Consider the following 22,406-nt stretch of genomic DNA (forward strand, 5'->3'; position numbering starts at 1 on the left):
TTTGGTCGAGTGGTTGTCTTGAAAATCAGAGCACATATCGTTATTCGCTTGCTCTCCACTCGCTCCAGTTGAGCATCGCGTAGTCTGCCAGTTTGAGCATCGGAATGTCTTCGTGCGTATCACCGTAGGCATAAATAGACGCAAACTCGTCGAGCGAAAACGCCGCCTTAACGCGCGAGACTTTTCTTTCTAAACTGCAATCACCTTGCTGGTAAAAGCCACTCAGTTTTGGCAGTTCTGAGATCAGTTCACTGCACAGCAAGTGGTAACCGTTCGCTTCACACCAAGGTTTGAGATACGCATTGAGTGATGCCGACACCACCGCAATGGTATCGCCTCTGTGTTGATGCCACGCCAATCTTTCCATCGCTTCTGGCCGTAAGTACAGCGGGATCACTTCGTGGGCAAACTGAGCGCCAATTGCTTCAATTTGCTGCGTTTCTTTCCCTGAAAATGCAATAAAACTGCTGAGTGGGCGCATAAGACGAGCGGGTAACACTCCGAGTTTGTACAGCGCATAAAATGGCATGATAGCGACCTTTCCTACTCGTTTGCGCAGACCATAAGCAGAATAGTGGAGGAAAAGGCTAAACATATCCTCTCGGGTGATGGTGCCATCAAAATCAAACAGTGCCAGTGACGGCTTAGTAGTATCGAGCAAATTCAGCGCCTATTTTTGGGTTTAAGATCGTTTTGTGTTTATTGATAAAACACCGCCAACCAGATGGTTTCTTGCGTTGGGTCAGTCCAGCTCACTTTGTGTTTGGTATGAGCGGGAATCGTAACGTGCTCGCCTGCCTCAAGCCGTTGCACGACACCTGATTCAAAAGTCAGCTCTCCAGCTCCTTTAAGAACCAATACCCATTCATGTTCTTCTTGATCGTACCAGCCACTTTCGGGCGAGGTTTGCCCCGTTGAGACAATGCGTTCTATACGCAGGTTTTTGTGGGTCAGCAGGTCTTCGAACACTTCCTCGTCGAGGTTATTCGGTAAGTCTTTAAACAGGTTCATGGCCTTTCCTTAGAGAATGATCAGTCCAAAAGGCGCAAGCAATTGCTCTTGTTGCCAATCACAAATTTTAACACCAAACAGAGAAACGCGGCGAACATCTAGCCCGTCTAGTTCGACATGAGTCAGATCACACTGCTCAACGTTAAAGGTTCCCCATTGTTCTGGCGAGAATTCGCAGCGAGATAAATCCGAGCCTTTGAGAGTTGCCCCTGCGCGGTTCGCACCGTTCCAACGGTTTTCAAAGAGGTCACATTTTTCTAGTAACACTCGCTCGAAGTTACAGTAGGTGAGGTTGCAGCCAGTAATAAAAGCAGAACAGAAAAACATGGTGTTACTGACGCGATTAGCAAAGTTCGCACCTTGGAAGTTTGCCCCTTTGAGATCGCACTTACGCAGCTCCAAGCCCATACAATTTGCGCCGTTAAACAGGCTCATCGCCAACATACAGTTCGTAAAGCTGGCGTCTTTTAAGTTCGCGAAGCGAAAACTACACCCTTCTAGCGCTTTGGATTCGATAAAGCGACAGTCGATGAACTTAGCATCGCGCAGATCGGCATGGTCGAAACTGCACATATAAAAGTGGCAGTTTTTAAAGGTGGCATTCTGAAAATCGTGATGAGAAAAGTTTTCTCGTTCAAAAATGAGATCGGTTTTTAACATGTCTTCTCCTTATCTGCGAGCAGACTAGCACTCCAAGTGACTGATTTTCCAGAAAAATAACTTCTTGTATTTCAGTGTTTTACAAACCCCTCAAATCGAGATTTTAAGGGGAAAAAGAGCGTTTTAAGTGGGTTGTTTTTTGAAAATAGAAGACGTAGAGGAAGAAAAAAGTTTTTGCTGGCTACGAGCCTTAGCGAGAGGATTCGTATTTTTGAGTATGCATGGCTTCTCACACGCACAGTTTGCATTACAGAATTGTATCCGATTTGCATAATTTGTTGATCGGTATGGCGTTTTTCTATACAAAAAACCTATATTTTTCACAAATTGATTTCCATCAAAATAGTAGGGTTTCTATGTGCTAGATTGCGCGCAGCTCAAAAAAAAATATAGATGCCCGTGTGCTTCAAGGCGCTGAGTTTACTTGAAACCTAAGGCCATTCAGCAGGCACACCTTTGGGTACGACATAACGAAGCCCTACAAAAGGAAATAAAAAATGAAAAAAACAATCTGCAGTCTAGCAGTGGTTGCTGCACTCATGTCACCAAGTGTGTTCGCTCATAAACAAGGTGACTTCGTTCTTCGTGTTGGTGCGGCCTCTGTCGTTCCAAATGACAGCAGCGATAAGATTCTTGGTTCTCAAGAAGAATTGAAAGTGGATTCAAATACGCAGCTTGGTTTGACGTTTGGCTACATGTTCACAGATAACATCAGTCTAGAGCTTCTAGCAGCAACACCATTCAGCCACGATATTTCAACAGACTTGTTAGGTCTTGGTGATATCGCGGACACCAAACACCTTCCACCAACGCTTATGGTTCAGTACTACTTTGGCGAGCCACAAAGTAAGTTCCGTCCATACGTTGGTGCAGGTCTCAACTACACTATCTTTTTTGATGAAGGCTTTAACAACAAAGCGAAAAACGTGGGCTTAACTGATCTTAAGCTAGACGATTCATTTGGTTTAGCAGCAAACGTAGGTGTGGACTACATGATCAATGATCAATGGTTCCTTAACGCATCAGCGTGGTATGCAAACATTGAAACAGAAGCAACATACAAATTTGGTGGAGCGAAGCAAAAAACTGACGTCAAAATTAACCCTTGGGTATTTATGATCAGCGGCGGTTACAAGTTCTAAGAAAAGCGGTAGTTACACACATTACACGCGCATTACAATTATTGGCATGACTTTGGGGGCGGTTACGGGGACTGCCCCTTTTTTTATCTGCATTTCCGTGTGTATTAGATTGCACACGATTCAAGCAATAGTTCAAGGTTTAAAACTGGATCTTAACCTTGCAGATCATTTTATTGTTCCAAGATCGAAAAGTCCTACACTGGTCACATAATTGAACAAGTGGACAATATAAATGAGTGGCGACATCGCGAAGCATTCTTCCGCCAGATCTAAGCTGGTAAAAACTCTTTTCTTCACTCTCTGTGTTATCGCATTTGGTGCGATGTATTGGTCTTGGCAGTATTCAGACAGTCACCCAAGTACGGAAGATGCCTATGTTAGGGCAAAAATTTTGTCGGTAGCGCCTCAGGTAAAAGGCCAGGTGGTTTCTGTAGATGTCAAAGACTTCCAATCTGTTAACAAAGGTGACCTACTGCTGAAGATAGATTCACGCCCATATTTGTTGGCAGTGAAGCAAGCAAAAGCGGCATACCAATTGGCGGTCCAGCAACATGACGTTGCCGATAAGCAGGTAACTGAAGCTGTTGCGGGCTTAGATGCGGCGCGCTCTAACCTGACAGAAGCGCAAGTAGAGTACAAACGTACTGATTCTCTGGTGAAACGCAAACTGGCGTCGGACCAAGATTTAGATACGGCGAAAAACAAACTAGCCAATGCCCAAGCGAGCCTAGAGCAAGCGCGCGCGACGGTAGAAAAAGCCATTGCGAACCGTGGTGAAGAAGGCGCAGAGGCTGCGGTCGTTCAACAAGCGGCAGCACAGTTAGCGCAAGCGGAGCTGAACTTGAGTTACACCGACATTACGTCACCAGTGGATGGCATTGCCGGTGAAATCAATACGCACGTAGGCTCGGTCGTTAGCGTGGGTCAAACGCTGTTCCCTGTGATTTTAAAAGACAGCTATTGGGTACGCGCGAACTTTAAAGAAACCGATCTTACTCATATTAAACCTGGCATGCATGCGGATGTGGTGATTGATATGTACCCAGACGTGGTGTGGAAAGCAACGGTAGAACAAATGTCGCCTGCGAGTGGTACATCGTTCTCCTTGATGCCACCAGAAAACGCAACGGGTAACTGGGTTAAAATCAAACAGCGTTTCCCTGTACGTTTGGCATTAGAAGTACCGGCCGATGCGCCGCAACTTCGCGTGGGTGCGAGCTCAGAAGTCACCATTGATTTGCAAAGTAGCGTGCAATGAGTCATCAAATTACGGCAGACAAACGGGGGATTGCCACCGTCGCCGTGATGCTTTCTGCCATCATGGTGTTAATCGATATGACCGTTGCGAACGTGTCGCTATCGCACATGATGGGCGCGTTGGGCGCAACAGCAGACCAAATTACTTGGGTGCTGACGGGTTACAGCATGGCGGAAGCGATCTTCATTCCGATGACCAGTTTCTGGGTGTCGCGCTTTGGTGAACGCAAAGTCATGCTGGTTGCCGTGATCGGTTTTGTGATTGCCAGTGCGCTTTGTGGGCAAGCACAGTCTCTTGAAGAGATGGTGCTATTTCGCATTATTCAAGGCGCTTTCGGCGCGTCGGTGATTCCATTGGCGCAGTCGACATTAGTGCAGATTTATCCGTACGAGCAAAAAGGCAAAGCGATGGCGATTTTCTCCATCGGCATTTTGCTTGGTCCTATTTTGGGCCCAGTCGTGGGTGGGGTGATCACCGACAACATCAACTGGCGCTGGATTTTTTACATCAACTTGCCATTCGGTTTGATCTGTACCTCTTTGATTTATCGCTATATCCACATCGACAACAAATCCAAACCTAACTTTGACTGGTGGATCATCGGTTACATGGCGTTAGGTGTTGGCGCGTTGCAGTTTGTGTTGGATAAAGGTAACGAAGAAGACTGGCTCAACTCACGTATGATCCAGACCGCGATATTACTCGCTGTCATGGGGTCGGTGATGTGGATTTATCGCAGCTGGAAAACCAAAAGCCCAATAGCGCCATTATGGCTGCTTAAAGACCGAAATCTTATGGTCTCGTCGTTGATGATTGCCGTGGTGTCGATGGCGATGTTTGGCCTGACGACTCAACAACCTATGTTGTTGGAAAGCTTACTGGATTATCCGGTCTCAACCACTGGCTTATTAATGGCACCGCGTGGGTTGGCGTCAGCGGCGATGTTGATTTTGGTGATTAAGCTCAATCCGCAATTCGATCCCAGAATCAAAATAGTCTTTGGCTTGAGCTGCATCGGGATTGGTAGTTATTTGATGACGCAATACTCACTGCAGATCGATACATTTTGGATTGTGATGCCGAGTATGATTCAGGGCATGGGGCTTGGTTTAACCTTCTCGACGCTGTCCACCTTGGCGTATTTAACGATTCCGAAAGAGCAATCTGTCGCGGCGGCAAGTATTTACAATCTGTTCCGTACGATTGGTAGTTCGTTTGGTATCTCTATCGCCACCACGTTCCAATATCGTGATAGTCAGCAGCAATGGCATGCGCTGGGAGAGGGTATTAATCCTTATAATCCTAACTTGCATGACTGGGCGGCCAATCAGGGGCTTTCTATTACCGACCCGGTTGCGTTAGACCAATACCAACAGATGTTGCAGCAGCAATCGCAAATGGTCGCGTTTGTGCACACCTTCCAGCTTGTGGGAGTGATGTTCGTGATCATGATGCCGATGCTGGTTTTCATCCGGTCGCGTGAATAACAACAAGTTCAGGTGAACCGTGTAAGAGAACGCCTCTCAAGTTGTGTCAGCTTGAGAGGCATTTTTTATTGGACGGTGTCAGTGAAAGAAGGACGTTTACTCAAACGTCACTTCGTCAAAATGCGGATTGGCTTTGAGCGCGCGCATTGCGACTAATTGTTCAGTCGGGAAGGCGGTGTGCTCTCCATCCATATCTAAAAACAAACACTCTTGTCGCTGCATGTCGTAGCCTGTGTCGAACGCGTTGCCCTGATGAGTTTCACCATTTTTTAGTGTGATCTCGATAGGGAGCTTAAACATACAGGCGATTTCAATAAAATCGTATTGGCTGCAAGTCACCATAGTTTTCTCCTTTCAAACCGACGCAGTATTCAGAAGGTTTGAGAACCGTATCCTTAAATAGAAGACGTTTGATTGAAACTGAATCTTCATCTTACACCTCATTTTGGTCACGAAATAGACATACACGCACGTTTTAATAAACCTACTGTTGAGCGTTCGCAAGCGAGACAAAACTACGATATGTCTGAGACGATACTTAAGCGCACATACCTAACGAGTGAACAAAAGACACAAAAGCCAAGTTCACTGATTCCACCTCAAACCTACCATGCGCAGTTGGCGCATCGTGTTCACCACTCGCCTCAATTTGAAAACGGCCGCGTTAAAAACGAGATGCCAAATGTGCCTAGTCCGCAATCATTCTGGCAGGTGTGTTGGAGTTATCTTGGTGGTAGAACGCCGTTGAGTCCTAACGAGCATCTGCCACATTCCCCAATTCAACCTACGCAGTTTGCGCAGCGAAGTGAATCGATGCGCCTTACTTGGCTGGGCCATTCCACCATGCTGGTGGAGGTCGATGGCATTCGAATTCTGACCGATCCGGTATTTGATTACGCTTCTCCGTTCATCGCAAAAGCGTGGTTTGAACGCAATATTCCCAATACCCATGCCAGAGATTGTTTGCCGATTCCTGAAATTATCGTGATTTCGCACGATCATTACGACCATTTAGAAGCATCGACCATACGTTTCTACGCCGATAAACCCGTGACGTTTTATGTACCCTTAGGGGTTGGCAAGCATCTGATAAAGTGGGGCGTTTGCGCAGACAACATCGTGGAATTCGATTGGTGGGATAGCGTGCACTATGCTGGAATCGAACTGATTTGTACGCCTGCTAACCATAATTCGGGTCGTACTTATTTCGATAAAAACGCGACCCTGTGGGCGTCTTGGGTCATCAAAGGCAAAGAAGAGACGCTCTATTTTAGTGGCGATTCAGCTTACGATTCGCACTTTTCCGAGATAGCACAGCGATGTGGACCAATCGACATTGCTTGTTTGGAAGTGGCTGCCGATGTGAAAGGCCAAGGTTATCCGGTCGAAAACTGGGGGCACATGCAGGCTCATCATACCGTGCAAGCGTTTCACGATTTAAATGCGAAAAAACTGTTGCCAGTACATTGGGCTACATACGAGCTATTTACTCACCGCTGGGACGAACCGATTTTAGATTTGCTTGCCCATTGTCAAAAAGAACATATAACGCTGCTGACGCCAATGCCGGGGGAGAGTTTTTACGTTCATCAAGAACATATAAATAAACAATGGTGGCGAGAAAAAGAAATATGTGAGCCAGATATAATTTTGACTTAATAACATGATCTTACTTCAATAATTATTTTATAAATTAACCTTGTTATTTTCAGAATATAACAAGGTTTTTACTGGTCATTGAAATTCAAAATTTCCATAGATTCACTTTCCAATTGTGATCTCACGCTTTTATAAATCGATTGGTGTCATTTTTTGATACTTTTCATCTGAAAATTTGCGCTCTTATCAGAAAAGTTTTAGTAAAAATCTTTGCCATCTTAATTTTACTCTTCAAAACAATTATACTGACTATTATCTTGATAAGCCCATAGGGCAATGGCCATAACTTGTTCAGGGTGGGTAAAATGCGTCCAGTTAAAGAAAAGTAAAAAATTTTAATGGATAAGATATGTTTTACGCCAACAAGATAGAATGTTGAGACCAAAATCACAAGAGTAGGACTCTCTTGAATTTATCATCATGGATGCTGAATAAATAAAATACAGGCATTGTTAGATGAATAATTCTGCAACGTATTTACTTGCTGCTTTACGAGAAAAAATAAAAGAAAAAGGCATTGGATATTCCGAGCTTTCTATTGGACTTGGAATCCCGCTTTCTACTATAAAAAGGCAGCTTCACAATACGTCTCTTGGTTTAGATAAAATCTTGTTGTACGCCACGCACCTTGATACGGATTTGGTTGAGTTATCCATGCGAGGTAAGCAGCTGCAGCAAGAGAGTGAACAGTTTATCACCGACACCAACAGTGAGATTTTTCATCAATATCCTCACTTATTTGATTTTCTTTATCTTTTGCGTCGACCTGAGTGGTCTTTAGAAGAGATCGCTCGGAGATACCAGCTGAGTGATACTTCCGTTGCGCTCTATTTACGCGCGCTAGAAATGATGGATTACATTGAACTGAAAGGGGATAAACACTATCAATTTAAAGATACAGGCCGCTTTATTTTTGAAGAAGGTTCAAATTTAGACACGCTATTTGCACAGCGCTTTCGTGAAGAAGTGTTTAGCCATGATATTCGGCCTCCAATTTGTGTTGGACGCATTGCGATTACCGAAGAACAAGAAGAAAAACTGGCAAATGAAGTGTACAACAAATTAATTGAGTTTGATGTTCAAAATAAAACCAGTGAAAACAGTCAACGACTAAAAAACGTTTTACTCACTTTTACGCCTGGTAATCAGATATTTTTGGCTGACACAATTCCGAATATTAATGGCGATTTATTAAAAGCCATCACTATCGCTAAAGAAAAATAAAAGAATAATTATTGGAAGCTCGTGCTTATTTAGTGCGAGCCGGGCTTCTGCACACTAAAAACACTCATTTATATAAATGAGAATATAAAAATAACGTAAATAATAGGGAAAAAGTATGTTTAAAAAGAGCACACTTGCCATTCTGATCGGGGCTACTATTTCGCTTGTTGGATGTGGTTCCAATGATAAAACTGAAATCCGTTTACCACAGGCGCCAACTTCAGAATTTACTAACGTGATTGATCGCACTGGTAATCCAACTTACCTGCGTGATTACGACAGTTATTCGAACCTGAAGTACAATGCACTCACGGACAACGGCGCGTGGCATGGCCATTTGCTACCTGAAGATGCGGCGGGTTATGGCGCTTTCGGCGGTATTATGCAAGTGACGCAAGAGTACGCGCATTTTATGTCTGGCCAAACGTTCGACAAGCTCACGTTGACCGACAAAGTGAGTGGCCAAACTTACGATTTATCGAACGCAGAAGCGAAAGTCTATTCCATTCCAGGTGCGTTAGTGCAGGTGTTGGACTTGGACGATATTCACGTGCAAATGGTGCTGCGCTTCGTAACTGATCGCTCTTCGCTGGTGGAAACGCTCATCACTAACAAAACTGATCGTGATATGAACTTGGCGTTGGAGTGGGACGGCGAGTTGGTGAAATACGCGCTGTCGACGCGCAAAGACCAAACCGTGGCGCAGTACTACCCAGATTACAAGCGCCAGATTTCGACCATCGAGAACGGCATTAAAATTAACTTTAGCGAGATGAAAGACAACTGGGCGATCCGTAATGACCGCGATGCCGAGTTCCGCATTACTCGTTCTCTACCGACTAAGACGTTCACCAACGAAACCTCCTTCAGTTCTACCGCGGAGATGAGCCTACCAGCTGAGCAAACATCGGCGGTTTATACGGCGTATTCTAACCTGCACAATGCGAAAGAAGTGCAGTCAGAATCGTTGAAATTGCAAGATGTGTTGGCGAATCCAACTCAATACATGGAAGCGTCGAAAGCGCGTTGGGACGGCTATTTAGCGAATGGTCTTATCAACAAAGAAGCGACAGCAGACCAAGCTCGCGTAGCTGTAAAAGCGATGGAGACCCTAAACGGTAACTGGCGCTCTGCGGCGGGCGACATTGAACAAGCGACAGTCACGCCATCGGTCACTGCGCGTTGGTTCTCTGGTAACTTAACGTGGCCGTGGGATTCGTGGAAACAAGCGTACGCGATGGCGCATTTCAACCCAGATGTTGCGATGGACAACATTCGCACGGTATTCCAAGAGCAAGTTCAAGCTGATGACAAGATCCGTCCGCAAGATAAAGGCTACTTGCTGGATGTGTTGACGTACACCAAACCTGTTAGTCGTGGTGGTGCTGGCTCTGAAAACTGGAACGAACGCAATACGAAACCATCGTTGGCGGCATGGTCTGTGATGGAGGTGTATTACGCTCTCGTGAACCAGTTTGATCGCCCAGAAGACGCGCAAAAATTCATTGATGAAATGTATCCGAAGTTGGTGGCATACCACGATTGGTGGCTATCCAACCGCGACCACAACCAAAATGGTGTGCCTGAATACGGCGCGGCAGTAGACCCAGCACACAACACGGAAGAAGGCGTGATGTACGTTTGGGTAGAAACGCGCGATCCTAACTTCACGACCATTATTCCTGCAGAAGACATCATCGAGCAAAACGGTAATTCTTATAAAGTAAAAGGCATGGCGTCTTACAATAAGATTCTCGATGAAGTGGATTACATGACGATTCACGTCGGCGCACAAGAAGCGGCGGGCTGGGAATCGGGCATGGATAACGCGGCTCGTTTTGGCTTTATCTACAACATCCACAACATGAATTCGCAAGCTGAAGACATCAGCAACCCAGACAGAAATGTGGATCAACTTGGTCGCTACGCGGCAAGTGCGTATGGTTTTGATAACAGCATCAAGCTGGAAGGCGAAGAGTGGGTGTACAGCAATACGTCAGCGGAAAACTTAGCGAAACTCGATCTTGCGAAGAAAGATTGGGAAGTTCGTTTTGCAGAAAACCGCACCAACAATAACGCAGCGGACGGCGAGCTGCTTGGCTTCTCTATGCTGCAAGAATCGGTGGATCAAGCCTCTTACATGTACTCAGACAACAAATACTTAGCGGAAATGGCGAAGTTGGTGTCCGATGGCGTAGAAGGTAAAGACCGCGCGCAAGAATTCCTGAACGGTGCCGAGAAAATCAAAACGTACATTAACCAATGTATGTTTGATGAAAGCACAGGATTCTTCTACGACATTCACTTAAATGTGGCTGAAGATGGCACTACTCCTGCGCCTCTTGCAAATGGCTGTGCGGGTTTGCCTATTGTAGAGCGTGGACGTGGCCCTGAAGGTTGGTCGCCGCTGTTTAATGGTGCAGCAACGCAAGAGCATGCTGATAAAGTGATCGCGGTGATGCGTGATCAAGACGAGTTCAACACGCCAGATAAATTCCAAGGAACGGGTGTGCCTTTGCCGACCGCATCGCAAACCAACCCTGCTTACGGTAAAGATGTGTACTGGCGTGGTCGTGTATGGCTAGACCAAGTGTACTTTGGCTTCCGTGCGATGGAAAACTACGGCTACAAAGAAGAAGCGATTGCAATGGCGAATGAACTGTTTAACAACGCAGAAGGTATGACGGGTGATATGCCAATTCGTGAAAACTACAACCCTGAGACGGGCGCGGTACAAGGTGCGTCGAACTTCTCTTGGTCTGCGGCGCATTTGTACATGATGTACAACGGATTCTTCAAAAACTAGATCGCACACATTAGGCGCTTTGGATGACCCCCCTAGCATTCGTAGCGCTTAACGAACGATAATTCATTGATAAATAAGACAAACCGGACTGTATTGGCAGTCCGGTTTTTTTATGTCTCTTGTCACAAAGATTTTAGTGCTGGGTCAGGGCGTGTTGCCATATCGAAAGCATCTCTTCACTGAACAAGTAAAAGCGCATGTCGAGTGCCGCGTATTCCGGTCTTTGACAAACGGCCATCGCGACTTCTGCTGCTTCTTGAGGTGGGTAACCATACACTCCGCAAGAAATCGCAGGCAGCGCCACACTTTGGCAGTGGTTGGCGAGCGCGAGATCCAGCGAACGTTGATATGCAGATTCCAACACCGCTTTTGGATCGGCGAATTTATCGTAAATCGGGCCAACGGCATGAATGACGTAACGCGCGTTTAAATTGCCAGCCTCAGTAATGCGTGCGTCACCAAACGGGCATCGAATACCGTCGACATCATCAACGGCATAACACGCATTGATAAGCGCAGGCCCTGCTGCGCGATGAATGGCACCATCGACGCCACCTCCGCCAAGCATTCTCGGGTTTGCTGCATTTACGATGGCATCGACATGTGCGGTGGTGATGTCGCCTTGGACTAACGAGATCGCGTTCATTTTTTTGAGCCTTCTACAATGGTGAGAAACAAATGGTCAGTAACACAGTTAAGTGTAGCTTACTCATCAATCACTTGAGGTTTTAACTCGACGACATTTCCTTCCGGATCATGAATATAGAGTGAGCGACCGAACCCCTGTGCGCCGTAGCGCTTCGCAAACTCTTCGGTTTCAATGCCGTTCGAACGCAGATATTCCAGTATTTCATTTTCGGAAAAAGGCGCTAGTTGCAGGCAAAAATGGTCAATATTACGACCATTTTGAACTGGTGGCTTTCCGCCAAGTTGCCCTAACTCGCTGTCTACCGTCACCACATCAATCAATGCGTTACCAGCCCTGAGCTGGGTTAAACCAAGCTCCATTACTTCGCGCTCGACAGGGCAGCCCAAAATATCTCGATAGAAATGCAACATAGCGTCGAGATTGCACGTTCTTAACACGACATGATCAAGGGCTTGGATTGCGATTGGGTTGTTGGTGGGCATGCTTCACTCCTTTTGTGCGGTTATGAGATAAGTATAAAGCGACCTTAAAAGTCGTGAGAGAAATGATCAAATGCAAGGTGGGCTTTTGCTAGATCGAGTGCAGAAACACTGCAACTCAAAGCAAACCAAAAAGGCTAGCTTGTTGCTAACCTTTAGAATATAGAGATTATTACTCGTATTCAGAAGCGTAAGTTTCTTCATAAGTGTGCGAGTAAAGCTCGAACAGGTTGCCGAATGGGTCTTCTAGGTAGACCATTTTCGCAGGCTTGTTATCGTCTTCTGGGTGGTAACGCATGATGTCCATACGAACTTTACCACCCAACGCTTCAGTGCGCTTGATTGCACCTTCAAAGTCGTCCGTCTGCAAACAGAAATGGAAGATTCCGATGCGAGAAAAATCTACTTCATGGCGCGCTTGACGCTCTTTCATTTCAAATAACTCAAGTCCGATGCCATCGCTTGTCACTAGATGCGCAATGTTGAAGCCTTTAAAGCCCTCACCAAAGACCGCAATACACATTCTGCCAATTGCGGTTTCGCGTTCTTCAATCACTTTCGTGTTGCCCATAACGACTTTTAGACCAAGCGCTTGCGTGTAAAACTCAACCGCTTTATCCATATCTCCGACCATAATACCGACATGATTCATTTTCATTTGTTTGCTCCCAACATGTGTACTTAAACGTTGTCTTGTTTCGATGTGGGAGAGTATATGGTGCGGTGTTAATTACATGAAATTATCATAAATTATAAAAATAATAATTTTATGTAATCAATGGAGCAGAGTTCGAGCTAATTGGCTAATGCCTCAACTGCTTGCTGTACCGAGGTGAAGTGAATTTTGATGATGCACCTTTGTGCGAGACTAAACTCATGCGACTGGATGAGTGACGTAACTTCCTCGACGGACAGAGTGCGTTCTTCCGGTTGTAAAACGGTGGTGTTCGAATCGTTGTATTGCAACCCGAACGTGTTGCCATTTGAGTCAATTACGTAATCATCTGGCCCCCAAATTAGCGCTTCGCATTCTGAATCAAGATCGGCATGAGAACGCAAATAGATAAGTTCATCGTCGCCGTCTAGTTTTAGCAAGCATGGCCAGCATACTGCGTGGTCTCTCATAGTTAACTCATTATTCATTGTTATTTAGAAACTTGACCCAGGTTGCTGCAAAAATGCTAACTCTTCAGGAGTGCTTTCTCTACCCAAGATGGCGTTGCGATGTGGGTAACGTCCAAATTGGTCGATGATGGCTTTGTGTTTTAGCTCAAAATCGTAGTTATTTTCAAGCCCTGATGCGCGAAACAATTTCTCAGCTTCGACATGAATGAGGCGAGATTCACTGTGCATAAACGGCATGTACAAAAAGCTTAGCTGCTCAGGCGCTAATTCTTGATCGTGTCCTAACCGAATTGCTTCTTGAGCCAATGCTAATGCGAGCGGGTCTTGCGCAAACGCTTTTGGGGTGTTGCGATACACATTACGTGAAAACTGGTCGAGGACGATGATTTCGGCCAATCGTCCTTGTGCGCTGTCACGCCAATTAAACAGTTCACAACGAGCGGCTTGTTCTAGTACCGAGGCAAATCGTGACGCAATATGTTTGTCCAGTTCTGGGTTGCTTTCAAACCAGTTTTGAGGCGTTAGCTCCTCGAACCAGAACTTGATGATTTGTTGATGCATGGCGCTTCCTTTTGTTGTGCCTTAATAGTAAAAAGCCAGAAGCGTGGCTTCTGGCTCTTGGCGTGTTATCGACCGTAAGTCTCTATGATGTAACGTTCAAAATCGTCACACATTTGTTCGTCAGAGATGGCGTTGCTTGCCAGTTCTTTACTGCCGTCGACGACTTTAATCGTCGCGTTCAGTGAAGCGACTGGTGCTCGTTCTCGCGTTGCAAGTGAGTCGATTTTCTTCTGCTGTACTTCCCACGCTTGCTCTGGCGATAGATTACATACATCTGCCAAGTACTTAGCATTGAACCCCTCGCCAGTCAGGCTGACAATGGTTTCATTGTGCGATAAGTGATTGCCTGCGTGCCAGTAGTGTTTTGCCAACAGTGGGCCAATTTCTGGGTTATCCGTCAGGTAGCCAAACTTCTCAAGGAAGTATGCGCGGGTCTGATACACCGCCATGTGCGCGAGTAGATAACCTTGATACGCACAAGCCGCTTCGTCGGATAGCAAATGTGGAATCGCCATCAGTGGGCGAGGGCTGCATTCCAAACCAAGGATCTGTTTTTCACAATCGCGAGCCAGCTTAGTGATGCGCTCTGGTGTTAACTCATCATCGCTCAGTTGATATAACGCGCGCTCAAAGTAAGATACAACCAAGATGCTACGTTCTTCATAAGCTTTGAATGGCTGACGACTGTTGATCATCGCTTGAATAATCTCATCAGGCACAGAATTCCCTTCATCATCCAGTGCGTACTGTTTTAGCCAATCGGCATCGGTTAACAGGCTGTCACAGTACATCGACTGAGTTTCTGCATAAGCCATTGACGTCGGCGCAAACTCCTGCGAGAAACAAGGCGCGTTCATTTTTACGTTCGCAAAGTGTGCTGCGTGGCCGCCTTCGTGGAACAGCGTGTTTATGCCATCGTAGCCGCTGCCCACTTGATCTGGTTTGGCATTGCTGGTGAAGTTCACCTGCGCTGCGACCCATTCGCCTTGATTGTAGAAAGAAGGGATAGGGCCGTGGCAGAACCCGTTCGGGTACTTACCTTTGCGGTCTAACAAATCAAGCGTTAGCGTCGCGCCAGAGTAATCAATATTCAGACGACCAAACGATTCTACCCAGCGTCTCAGAGATTTTGAGAACGGCACGTATGGGTCAAGGTCACGCATGACGTCACCCGCGAACGAGTAAACAAAGTTGAAGCCTGTTAGCGCGCTTGCGCCTTTCTCTTTCGCCAAGTTTTCTAAGCTGTTTAGGTGCGCATCTCGCGTGCGTTGTTCGAAATCTTCCAAAATCTCGAATAGCTGCTCAGAGCTCATCTTTTCCGTTTTTTGCACGGAGTAATCAAAGAAGGTCGCATAACCCAGTGAGCGAGCGAACTGGTTGCGCAGTTTGATCAGTTCTATAAAGCCGTTTTGCAGTAGCCATTGTTCAAGGTTCAGCAACGCTTGATGAGCCGATTGGCGAACTTCTTCATGATTGCTGGTGCGAATGGTTGAGCTCAATACTGGCAGTGAACCTTCTACTTGTTCGCCGTTTTCATCGGTAAACGTTTGTACGTGGTTCTGTTTTTTCTCGAATAGTTCAGCTTCAAAGGCAATGAGCTGATTTTTCAACGCTTGTGCTTTTTCTCCCTCGATTGCGTGAGATTCAAACATCGCCAGCCAACCAGAAAGGCCCGTAATGGTTTGCTGTTTCTCTTGTGGGTCGGTAATTGAGTCCGCGGCTTCAAGCTGTTGTTTGATGGCAGTAATTTGCTCGGCGTTGCTCAAAAAGCTTGTCCACGCTGTTTGTGCTTGCGTCGAGCCATCATGGTCATCGCTGATCCCCATGTAAGTTTCCCAAAAGAAATCTTCTTTGGTGCGGTGAATCGCGAGGTAACGTTGATTGAGGTCGTTGAGATAATCCGTTGCGGTCATTTTGATCCTTCAAATGGTTTCGTTATGTAGACAGTTGATTATTGCACGCTTGGCCGTGAGAAAGGAGCGACAATCTCATTTGTCGATTTTGCATCGCGTAAACGTGATTTTACCATTTGTTTACATTTTAAATGGTTAGTGGGTTATTTGTTGTGGCGCACCTTACGTTTGGGCGCTGATGGTATACAATTTATAAAATTTCTTGTTGCAGTCGTGCAAAGCGGAAACGAAATGATAAATAAAGCAAAAGTAACGTTGCTGACGCTAGGAGTGGTTTTAGCGGGATGTTCGTCAGTGACGGCTCCTAAAAAGGATGCCATTGAGAGTATTCAGCAAAAATGTGCGGTCATTCTGAGTAGTGATGTCTCTGATGATCACCGTTGGCAGGTGTATAACGAGCTGATGCAAGAATATGCGGTACATGCCATTAAAACTCAGGCTCAACTTGACCGTTTTGAAGCGTTTGTTCAGCGAGTGCAAAGTGATGATTCAGGTCAGCTGATTACTGAGCTGATTGAAGTCACTGACTGGGGATGCTCAAACGGTAATTATCTTGAAGAGATGGATATGTTCATTCAAGAGGTTCAAAAGTAAAAAACCGAGCGTTAAGGCGCTCGGTTTTTTGTTTTTGTAGCACTCTTTTTTGTAGACTCTAGTGCGCTGGCTCGTCGGGACGTTTACTCTTCTGGGTACTCGCCCATACCCTCAGTTTTGCCTTCTGCTTTCCAGTGCTCATTGGCATCATAAGCTTCATCGCATAAGTCCACGGTGTAGCCCATTTCAGTAATTTCTTTCAAAGTGAGGTTGTCAGCAATTTTGGCAATTTCGCCCGCTTTATTACGCAATTCCATCGTGTTTCCTCCGTTATCGCTTGCTTGCAGCAACGTGACTCCAACGCGTAGTAACAAGGCATCGAAGTCTCTTTGCTTTAAGTATATATCCCTCTGTTCAAAATGACGGATTAAACCCTTTTTTATATGTGGCTAAGGCGTAATGATTTGAGCTACGCCTGCAATTTGCATCGACAGCATCGCGATAGCACGCTATTTGTGATTTATTGAGTGATTCATTTATAAGTTTGGAAAATCGAAATGGTGATTCTCGACCACTCCTTAGCACAGCAAATTGTTGATCGAACCATGTCCATCATTGGTCACAATGTGAATGTGATGAACTCAGCAGGCATCATTATTGGCAGTGGCGATCCAAAACGCGTTGGGCAAGTGCATGACGGCGCGGTATTGGCGTTGAATCACGGCGATTCGCTAGAGCTGAATGAGCAGCAATGTTTGACGTTGCAGGGTGTCAAACCCGGAATCAATATGCTGTTGAAATTGCATGGTGACGTGGTCGGTATTGTTGGTGTGACAGGTGAGCCGGAGAAAATCCGAGATTTTGCCAAACTGGTCAAAATGACCGCTGAATTGACAATCGAGCAAGCTGCGCTGGTGGAAAAATTTCAGTGGGACAGACGTCATCGCGAAGAGTTTATTCTGGCTTGGATCAATGGCAAATTGACCGATGAAGAGCTGAAAGATTGGGCGATGCGTCTTTCTATCGATGTTACTCAACCACGGGTGGCAACGGTGATTGAAGTCTCGACGCCGTCCGCCTCAAAAAGCATGAAGAGTGTGCGCAATATTGTTGAGCTGCTTGAATACCCAGAGCGTAACAACCTAGTTGCGATTGTCTCAGTGAAAGAAATTGTGGTGCTGAAACCGTGTCATTCCGCCAAGCAGTTGGATAGCCAAATCGAAAGTGAACGCATTGATAAGTTGATGTCGCGTTTAAGCGATCACGATTCACATACGTTTCACATTGCGCTAGGGCAGCTGTTTAATGAACCTAAAGATGTCGCGTTGTCATACCAAAGCGCGAAGCAGGTATTAGCCATTGGCAAGCAGTTCTACCCAGAGAAACGTAAGTACCTGTTCGATGAACTTCGTTTGCCTGTGCTGTTAGCGCCGTTGGCGGATATTTGGCAAGGTGAACAAATTATTGATGGCGTGAAACGGTTGAAAGAGAAAGACAAATCTGGGCAATTACTGAAAACCCTAGATGCATTGTTTGAATGCAATGGCAATGTGACAGAATGCTCTAAAATGCTGTTTATTCACCGGAACACTCTGCGTTATCGGCTAGAAAAAATCACCGAGATAACAGGGCTGCCAACCACCAATTTTGTGGGGTTAGCGGAGCTTTATATTGCGACTCGGCTCTCAAAAATGGCGTGATATTGTGCATTTGCACAATACGCGTCATTTTTTGACCACATCATTTGTCACTCCGCCTAAAGGAATTCGAAAGCAAACGATTAATAATTCATGCGTCCCTACATGTTGAGTGAGCCAACACGGACTCGCTCAGCAAAATAAGAATAAATGGAGTTATCATGAACCTTATATTAATCCTGCTCGGGGTGATCGCATTTATTGTGCTCACGACCACCAAATTCAAATTACATCCCTTTTTAGCGCTGATCATCGCGGCGTTCCTTGCGGCATTTGCTTACGGCTTACCGGCAGATAGCATTGCCAAAACCATTGCTTCTGGCTTTGGCGGCATCCTTGGTTACATTGGTTTGGTTATCGTTTTAGGTACCATCATCGGTGTTATTTTGGAGAAAAGCGGTGCGGCGATCACCATGGCCGATACGGTTATTAAAGTGTTGGGTGAGCGTTTCCCAACATTGACCATGAGTATCATCGGTTACATCGTTTCTGTTCCGGTATTTTGTGATTCAGGCTTTGTCATTCTGAACTCGCTCAAAGAATCACTCGCGAAGCGTTTAAAAACCTCAAGCGTTGCGATGAGCGTGGCGTTGGCTACTGGCCTATACGCGACGCACACGTTTGTGCCGCCAACTCCTGGCCCGATTGCCGCTGCGGGTAACTTAGGCCTGGAATCTAACCTTGGTTTAGTGATTGGTGTGGGTGTGTTTGTTGCAGCGGTTGCGGCGTTAGCGGGTATGTTGTGGGCGAACCGATTCCAACATGTTGAACCAGATGACATTGAAGCCGCAGATGAAATTCAGCATGACTGGCAAGCACTCAAAGCGTCTTACGGCAAATTGCCAACGGCGAGCCAAGCATTCGCTCCTATTTTTGTTCCAATCTTATTGATCTGTTTTGGCTCTATCGCGAAATTCCCAAGCTTACCGCTGGGCGAAGGTTTTGTGTTTGATGTTTTGACTTTCTTAGGACAGCCACTAACGGCATTGGTGATTGGCCTGTTCCTTTCTGTTCGCCTACTCAAATCAGACAACAAGATTGAAGAGTTTGGCGAGCGAATCAGCCAAGGTATTACGGCTGCTGCGCCTATTCTTTTGATTACCGGTGCGGGTGGTGCATTTGGCGCGGTATTAAAAGCAACGCCGCTAGGTGAATACTTGGGTACGACGCTATCGGCGCTGGGCGTGGGTATTTTCATGCCATTTATCGTTGCGGCTGCGCTAAAATCGGCGCAAGGTTCGTCAACGGTTGCGCTAGTGACCACATCAGCTTTGGTTGCGCCTATGCTTACGCAATTGGGGCTAGATTCAGAAATGGGCCGCGTATTAACGGTGATGGCGATCGGTGCAGGTGCGATGACGGTTTCTCATGCAAACGACAGCTTCTTCTGGGTAGTTTCGCAGTTTAGCCGCATGTCAGTGGGCTTAGCGTACCGCGCGCAAACCATGGCTACGCTCGTTCAAGGTGTCACGGCAATGGCATTGGTGTACATTTTGAGTCTCGTTCTCTTATAAGTCTCTGGAAATACGTATGAAAGTGGTAATTGCACCTGATTCATTTAAAGAAAGCTTAACCGCCAAACAAGTGAGCGAGGCGATCAAAACGGGTCTTGCTCGCGTATGGCATGATGCCGAGTTTGTTACGGTTCCGGTCGCAGACGGAGGCGAAGGCACGGTTCAATCTTTGATAGATGCAACTCAAGGCGAACAAGTCTTCACAACAGTGACTGCGCCATTAGGGAATGATGTTGAAGCGTTTTATGGCATCCTCGGCGACGGCGAAACTGCGGTTATTGAAATGGCGGAGGCCAGTGGGCTACACCTTGTGCCGAGTGACGCTCGCGACCCAAAACTGACCAGCAGCATTGGTACCGGACAGCTGATCAAACACGCGCTAGACAGAGGTATTGAACGCTTAATCATTGGTTTGGGTGGCAGCGCTACCAATGATGGTGGCGTGGGCATGTTGACCGCGTTGGGGGTAACGTTTCTTGATGAATCTGGCCATGCAATTACCCCAAATGGAGGCGGGTTAGCGGCGCTTGCATCCATCGATATTTCTGGTCTTGACCCGCGCTTAGCTGCTTGCGAAGTGTTGGTAGCGTGCGATGTTGATAACCCACTCTGTGGCGACAAAGGCGCGTCGGCTATCTTTGGCCCGCAAAAGGGGGCGACGGCGTCAGACGTCACTCTGCTCGATAACGCATTACGCAAGTTTGGCGAGTTGACGGAACAAGCGACGGGTAAGCATGTACTGACTCGTAAAGGGGCGGGTGCTGCTGGTGGTATGGGAGCGGCCTTGCTCGGGTACACGCCAGCACGTTTGCTACCGGGAATTGAGATTGTGCTCGAAACGGTCAAGCTTGCTCAGCATGTTGCGGATGCGGATATCGTATTCACAGGCGAGGGTCGCATCGATCATCAAACCGCACATGGCAAAACCCCGATGGGCGTTGCTAAGGTGGCCAAACAGTTTAATTTACCAGTCATTGCATTAGCAGGCTGTGTGGGCGACAACTATCAGGCGGTTTATGAGTGCGGAATTGATGCGGTGTTTGCTTGTGTACCAAGGGCGATGAGCTTATCTGAGGCCATGAAAGAGGCCGACGTCAACGTTGCCAATTTAGCCGAAAACGTCGCGAGAATGTGGCAAATTAAGTCGCACTGAGGGCGATAACGATACGAGAAAACTCCACCTTTGCGTGGAGTTTTTTGTTGTTACCTGTTTGCGTGTGTGGGCATAAGTTCATTTAGCAAGAGCGAGTTAACAGACATGCTTTGCTATCAACTTTGCCAGTGTTTGCATCGCGTGACTCCAATCGGTTTCATGACCAAAGTTTGCCACGCTGAGGCGCACGCAATGTCGATATTGCTCTTGAGTGCCAAATACGGTGCCGGGAAGTAGACTGATTCTGTGCTTATTGCACGCTTGATACAACGCATAACTGTCCGTGTCTTCGGGCAGGCGCAACCAAAGCAAGAACGAGCCTTGCACGGCGTTGATCTGGTATCGATCTTTTAGAGATTCGTATTCATCCAAGTATTGATGAAGCATCTGGATAAATCGGCGCATGTTGTTTTGATAAACCCGACCCATTCGCGCAGTATGCGTTCGATACTTGCCTGACGTTAGAAACGTTGCCACGGCAGACTGCATCAGGTTCAAACTGCCCATGTTCTCACACAATAGATATTGCTCAATTTGATCTCGATATCGCCCCGCCAACATCCAACCAATTCTCAAACGCGAATCGAGTGTTTTGGATAACGAATTCACGTAAATCACGCGTTGCTTGTCATCGAGCAAGCTCAAGCTTGGCAACGGCTTATCATAACTTAACCCGCCAAACACATCGTCTTCGATAATAGGAATATTGCCGGACGCCAATAGTAATTGTTGACGCTTTTCTAGCGGCATCATAGCACCAGTAGGGTTGGTGAAGTTTGGTGTTACGATGATCACTTTTATGTCCCATGTCGCCATTGTTTTTGCTAAGGCTTCGGGGCACATACCGTCTCGTGGGCAACTCGGGATCTCCACCACTTTGAGGCCGAGTGATTCGAGCATCAATAAGTTGCCAAAGTAACAAGGAGACTCCACCGCGACGATATCGCCTTTTTGTGTCGTTGCGCGCAGCGCTAGGCTTATTGCTTGTTGAGCGCCGTGCGTCACCATGATCTCATCCAACTTGGCTGGCGTGCCCAAATCTTGCGTGATTTTCGCCAGTTGTTTGATTAAGAGGTGATCTCCGGGTGGCAATTGGTAATGGCTCGGTACATGCGTTTGCTGGCGGCTGTGACGGCCAATCTCGGCGTACAAGCTTTTGATCGCGGGGGAATCAATGTTTGGGTGGGCAGAGCCAGCGGGCAAACGCTCTTGGTATTCAGGGTACGTGAGGATTTCTTTACAGATCGAGAGCAAATCCACACGAGTCGGATCCGGAATTGAGCGAGAGGTCGGCAAAGCGACTTTCACTCGATAACCCGATTTGGGAACCGAGTACACCAAGTTTTGCGCTTCCAACTCTTGATACGCACGAATCACGGTGTTTTTGCTGACGTTTAATTCTTGGCTCAACGAGCGAATGGAGGGCAGTCGTTCATCCGCTTGATAAACGCCACCATTGATGGCTTGTTTGAGGTGTTTTTCCACCACGAGGTACTTATTCCCTTCACCGCTTTCCAATAAATCTGTACCCATA

At 46.6% G+C, this 22,406-nt stretch carries 22 protein-coding genes; 10 read left to right on the forward strand and 12 right to left on the reverse strand.

Annotated features, from left to right (window positions below; all coding sequences use genetic code 11):
- Positions 1-40: 40 nt before the first annotated feature.
- The 3 genes from ACF8EG_RS02285 to ACF8EG_RS02295 are packed head-to-tail and all read right to left on the reverse strand — an operon-like array spanning position 41 to position 1,671.
- Positions 41-661, reverse strand: a complete 621-nt coding sequence (locus ACF8EG_RS02285; RefSeq protein ID WP_069505643.1) for an HAD-IB family hydrolase — start codon at positions 659-661, stop codon at positions 41-43.
- Between the two features lie 38 nt (positions 662-699).
- Positions 700-1,011 carry a cupin domain-containing protein gene (locus tag ACF8EG_RS02290; RefSeq protein ID WP_021450380.1) on the reverse strand — a complete coding sequence of 104 codons (312 nt, stop codon included), beginning with the start codon at positions 1,009-1,011 and terminating at the stop codon, positions 700-702.
- Between the two features lie 9 nt (positions 1,012-1,020).
- Positions 1,021-1,671 (reverse strand): Qnr family pentapeptide repeat protein, encoded by a 651-nt coding sequence (locus ACF8EG_RS02295; RefSeq protein WP_069505645.1) that lies wholly within the window; start codon positions 1,669-1,671, stop codon positions 1,021-1,023.
- A gap of 497 nt (positions 1,672-2,168) precedes the next feature.
- On the opposite strand from ACF8EG_RS02295, the gene ompW reads away from it, so the two are divergent.
- The 3 genes from ompW to ACF8EG_RS02310 all read left to right on the forward strand — a co-directional run bounded on the left by ompW (position 2,169) and on the right by ACF8EG_RS02310 (position 5,558).
- Positions 2,169-2,813, forward strand: a complete 645-nt coding sequence (gene ompW, locus ACF8EG_RS02300) for an outer membrane protein OmpW (RefSeq protein WP_029838642.1) — start codon at positions 2,169-2,171, stop codon at positions 2,811-2,813.
- 232 nt (positions 2,814-3,045) lie between these two features.
- Positions 3,046-4,071: an HlyD family secretion protein gene (locus ACF8EG_RS02305; protein ID WP_069505646.1), complete on the forward strand. Its 1,026-nt coding sequence runs from the start codon at positions 3,046-3,048 to the stop codon at positions 4,069-4,071.
- Positions 4,068-5,558 carry an MDR family MFS transporter gene (locus ACF8EG_RS02310; protein ID WP_005460814.1) on the forward strand — a complete coding sequence of 497 codons (1,491 nt, stop codon included), beginning with the start codon at positions 4,068-4,070 and terminating at the stop codon, positions 5,556-5,558. Before ACF8EG_RS02305 ends, ACF8EG_RS02310 begins: the two co-directional genes overlap by 4 nt.
- A 96-nt stretch (positions 5,559-5,654) precedes the next feature.
- On the opposite strand, the gene ACF8EG_RS02315 is transcribed toward ACF8EG_RS02310, so the two are convergent.
- A complete protein-coding gene (locus ACF8EG_RS02315) occupies positions 5,655-5,900 on the reverse strand; it encodes a Rho-binding antiterminator (RefSeq protein WP_005460845.1) in 246 nt (81 codons plus the stop codon).
- 180 nt (positions 5,901-6,080) lie between these two features.
- On the opposite strand from ACF8EG_RS02315, the gene ACF8EG_RS02320 reads away from it, so the two are divergent.
- From ACF8EG_RS02320 to ygjK, 3 genes are all read left to right on the forward strand, one after another.
- Positions 6,081-7,217 (forward strand): MBL fold metallo-hydrolase, encoded by a 1,137-nt coding sequence (locus ACF8EG_RS02320; RefSeq protein ID WP_069505675.1) that lies wholly within the window; start codon positions 6,081-6,083, stop codon positions 7,215-7,217.
- Between the two features lie 456 nt (positions 7,218-7,673).
- Positions 7,674-8,441, forward strand: a complete 768-nt coding sequence (locus ACF8EG_RS02325) for a hypothetical protein (RefSeq protein ID WP_020841655.1) — start codon at positions 7,674-7,676, stop codon at positions 8,439-8,441.
- Positions 8,442-8,556: 115 nt separating this feature from the next.
- Positions 8,557-11,247, forward strand: a complete 2,691-nt coding sequence (gene ygjK, locus ACF8EG_RS02330) for an alpha-glucosidase (protein WP_021450375.1) — start codon at positions 8,557-8,559, stop codon at positions 11,245-11,247.
- A 133-nt stretch (positions 11,248-11,380) separates the two neighbouring features.
- On the opposite strand, the gene ACF8EG_RS02335 is transcribed toward ygjK, so the two are convergent.
- The 6 genes from ACF8EG_RS02335 to ACF8EG_RS02360 all read right to left on the reverse strand — a co-directional run bounded on the left by ACF8EG_RS02335 (position 11,381) and on the right by ACF8EG_RS02360 (position 15,974).
- Positions 11,381-11,893, reverse strand: a complete 513-nt coding sequence (locus ACF8EG_RS02335) for an O-acetyl-ADP-ribose deacetylase (RefSeq protein WP_005391939.1) — start codon at positions 11,891-11,893, stop codon at positions 11,381-11,383.
- Positions 11,894-11,952: 59 nt separating this feature from the next.
- The gene (locus ACF8EG_RS02340; RefSeq protein ID WP_005391937.1) at positions 11,953-12,378 is read right to left on the reverse strand and encodes a VOC family protein; all 426 of its coding nucleotides are present in this window, start codon (positions 12,376-12,378) and stop codon (positions 11,953-11,955) included.
- A gap of 169 nt (positions 12,379-12,547) precedes the next feature.
- Positions 12,548-13,033: a VOC family protein gene (locus ACF8EG_RS02345; RefSeq protein WP_017447031.1), complete on the reverse strand. Its 486-nt coding sequence runs from the start codon at positions 13,031-13,033 to the stop codon at positions 12,548-12,550.
- 137 nt (positions 13,034-13,170) lie between these two features.
- The gene (locus ACF8EG_RS02350) at positions 13,171-13,500 is read right to left on the reverse strand and encodes a DUF4144 domain-containing protein (protein ID WP_029838632.1); all 330 of its coding nucleotides are present in this window, start codon (positions 13,498-13,500) and stop codon (positions 13,171-13,173) included.
- Between the two features lie 24 nt (positions 13,501-13,524).
- Positions 13,525-14,061, reverse strand: a complete 537-nt coding sequence (locus ACF8EG_RS02355) for a DUF924 family protein (RefSeq protein ID WP_029838629.1) — start codon at positions 14,059-14,061, stop codon at positions 13,525-13,527.
- A gap of 65 nt (positions 14,062-14,126) precedes the next feature.
- Positions 14,127-15,974, reverse strand: a complete 1,848-nt coding sequence (locus tag ACF8EG_RS02360) for a M3 family metallopeptidase (protein ID WP_029840635.1) — start codon at positions 15,972-15,974, stop codon at positions 14,127-14,129.
- Positions 15,975-16,205: 231 nt separating this feature from the next.
- Here ACF8EG_RS02360 and ACF8EG_RS02365 point away from each other — a divergent pair, with 231 nt between their 5' ends.
- Complete coding sequence (locus tag ACF8EG_RS02365; RefSeq protein WP_005460793.1) at positions 16,206-16,568, forward strand: hypothetical protein; 363 nt, start codon at positions 16,206-16,208, stop codon at positions 16,566-16,568.
- An 83-nt stretch (positions 16,569-16,651) separates the two neighbouring features.
- Here ACF8EG_RS02365 and ACF8EG_RS02370 read toward each other — a convergent pair whose 3' ends face one another.
- Positions 16,652-16,825 (reverse strand): hypothetical protein, encoded by a 174-nt coding sequence (locus ACF8EG_RS02370; RefSeq protein ID WP_005460772.1) that lies wholly within the window; start codon positions 16,823-16,825, stop codon positions 16,652-16,654.
- A gap of 240 nt (positions 16,826-17,065) precedes the next feature.
- Here ACF8EG_RS02370 and ACF8EG_RS02375 point away from each other — a divergent pair, with 240 nt between their 5' ends.
- The 3 genes from ACF8EG_RS02375 (at position 17,066) to ACF8EG_RS02385 (ending at position 20,872) form a co-directional block, all read left to right on the forward strand.
- Positions 17,066-18,208, forward strand: a complete 1,143-nt coding sequence (locus ACF8EG_RS02375) for a sugar diacid recognition domain-containing protein (RefSeq protein ID WP_079858886.1) — start codon at positions 17,066-17,068, stop codon at positions 18,206-18,208.
- A 158-nt stretch (positions 18,209-18,366) separates the two neighbouring features.
- A complete protein-coding gene (locus ACF8EG_RS02380) occupies positions 18,367-19,719 on the forward strand; it encodes a GntP family permease (protein WP_069505648.1) in 1,353 nt (450 codons plus the stop codon).
- A 16-nt stretch (positions 19,720-19,735) separates the two neighbouring features.
- Entirely contained in the window at positions 19,736-20,872 is a 1,137-nt protein-coding gene (locus tag ACF8EG_RS02385; protein WP_053319218.1) for a glycerate kinase, read from the forward strand.
- Positions 20,873-20,968: 96 nt separating this feature from the next.
- On the opposite strand, the gene ACF8EG_RS02390 is transcribed toward ACF8EG_RS02385, so the two are convergent.
- Positions 20,969-22,405 (reverse strand): PLP-dependent aminotransferase family protein, encoded by a 1,437-nt coding sequence (locus ACF8EG_RS02390; protein WP_069505650.1) that lies wholly within the window; start codon positions 22,403-22,405, stop codon positions 20,969-20,971.
- Position 22,406 lies beyond the last annotated feature (1 nt).

Source organism: Vibrio sp. YQ_11 (assembly GCF_043103065.1).
In the GTDB taxonomy this organism is placed as follows: domain Bacteria; phylum Pseudomonadota; class Gammaproteobacteria; order Enterobacterales; family Vibrionaceae; genus Vibrio; species Vibrio parahaemolyticus.

Excerpts from the sequence above, each read along its gene's own strand:
- ACF8EG_RS02290 (WP_021450380.1), bottom strand. The coding sequence starts at position 1,011 with ATGAACCTGTTTAAAGACTTACCGAATAACCTCGACGAGGAAGTGTTC.
- ACF8EG_RS02295 (WP_069505645.1), bottom strand. The coding sequence starts at position 1,671 with ATGTTAAAAACCGATCTCATTTTTGAACGAGAAAACTTTTCTCATCAC.
- ompW (WP_029838642.1), top strand. The coding sequence starts at position 2,169 with ATGAAAAAAACAATCTGCAGTCTAGCAGTGGTTGCTGCACTCATGTCA.
- ACF8EG_RS02305 (WP_069505646.1), top strand. The coding sequence starts at position 3,046 with ATGAGTGGCGACATCGCGAAGCATTCTTCCGCCAGATCTAAGCTGGTA.
- ACF8EG_RS02310 (WP_005460814.1), top strand. The coding sequence starts at position 4,068 with ATGAGTCATCAAATTACGGCAGACAAACGGGGGATTGCCACCGTCGCC.
- ACF8EG_RS02315 (WP_005460845.1), bottom strand. The coding sequence starts at position 5,900 with ATGGTGACTTGCAGCCAATACGATTTTATTGAAATCGCCTGTATGTTT.
- ACF8EG_RS02320 (WP_069505675.1), top strand. The coding sequence starts at position 6,081 with ATGTCTGAGACGATACTTAAGCGCACATACCTAACGAGTGAACAAAAG.
- ACF8EG_RS02325 (WP_020841655.1), top strand. The coding sequence starts at position 7,674 with ATGAATAATTCTGCAACGTATTTACTTGCTGCTTTACGAGAAAAAATA.
- ygjK (WP_021450375.1), top strand. The coding sequence starts at position 8,557 with ATGTTTAAAAAGAGCACACTTGCCATTCTGATCGGGGCTACTATTTCG.
- ACF8EG_RS02335 (WP_005391939.1), bottom strand. The coding sequence starts at position 11,893 with ATGAACGCGATCTCGTTAGTCCAAGGCGACATCACCACCGCACATGTC.
- ACF8EG_RS02340 (WP_005391937.1), bottom strand. The coding sequence starts at position 12,378 with ATGCCCACCAACAACCCAATCGCAATCCAAGCCCTTGATCATGTCGTG.
- ACF8EG_RS02345 (WP_017447031.1), bottom strand. The coding sequence starts at position 13,033 with ATGAAAATGAATCATGTCGGTATTATGGTCGGAGATATGGATAAAGCG.
- ACF8EG_RS02350 (WP_029838632.1), bottom strand. The coding sequence starts at position 13,500 with ATGAGAGACCACGCAGTATGCTGGCCATGCTTGCTAAAACTAGACGGC.
- ACF8EG_RS02355 (WP_029838629.1), bottom strand. The coding sequence starts at position 14,061 with ATGCATCAACAAATCATCAAGTTCTGGTTCGAGGAGCTAACGCCTCAA.
- ACF8EG_RS02360 (WP_029840635.1), bottom strand. The coding sequence starts at position 15,974 with ATGACCGCAACGGATTATCTCAACGACCTCAATCAACGTTACCTCGCG.
- ACF8EG_RS02365 (WP_005460793.1), top strand. The coding sequence starts at position 16,206 with ATGATAAATAAAGCAAAAGTAACGTTGCTGACGCTAGGAGTGGTTTTA.
- ACF8EG_RS02370 (WP_005460772.1), bottom strand. The coding sequence starts at position 16,825 with ATGGAATTGCGTAATAAAGCGGGCGAAATTGCCAAAATTGCTGACAAC.
- ACF8EG_RS02375 (WP_079858886.1), top strand. The coding sequence starts at position 17,066 with ATGGTGATTCTCGACCACTCCTTAGCACAGCAAATTGTTGATCGAACC.
- ACF8EG_RS02380 (WP_069505648.1), top strand. The coding sequence starts at position 18,367 with ATGAACCTTATATTAATCCTGCTCGGGGTGATCGCATTTATTGTGCTC.
- ACF8EG_RS02385 (WP_053319218.1), top strand. The coding sequence starts at position 19,736 with ATGAAAGTGGTAATTGCACCTGATTCATTTAAAGAAAGCTTAACCGCC.
- ACF8EG_RS02390 (WP_069505650.1), bottom strand. The coding sequence starts at position 22,405 with ATGGGTACAGATTTATTGGAAAGCGGTGAAGGGAATAAGTACCTCGTG.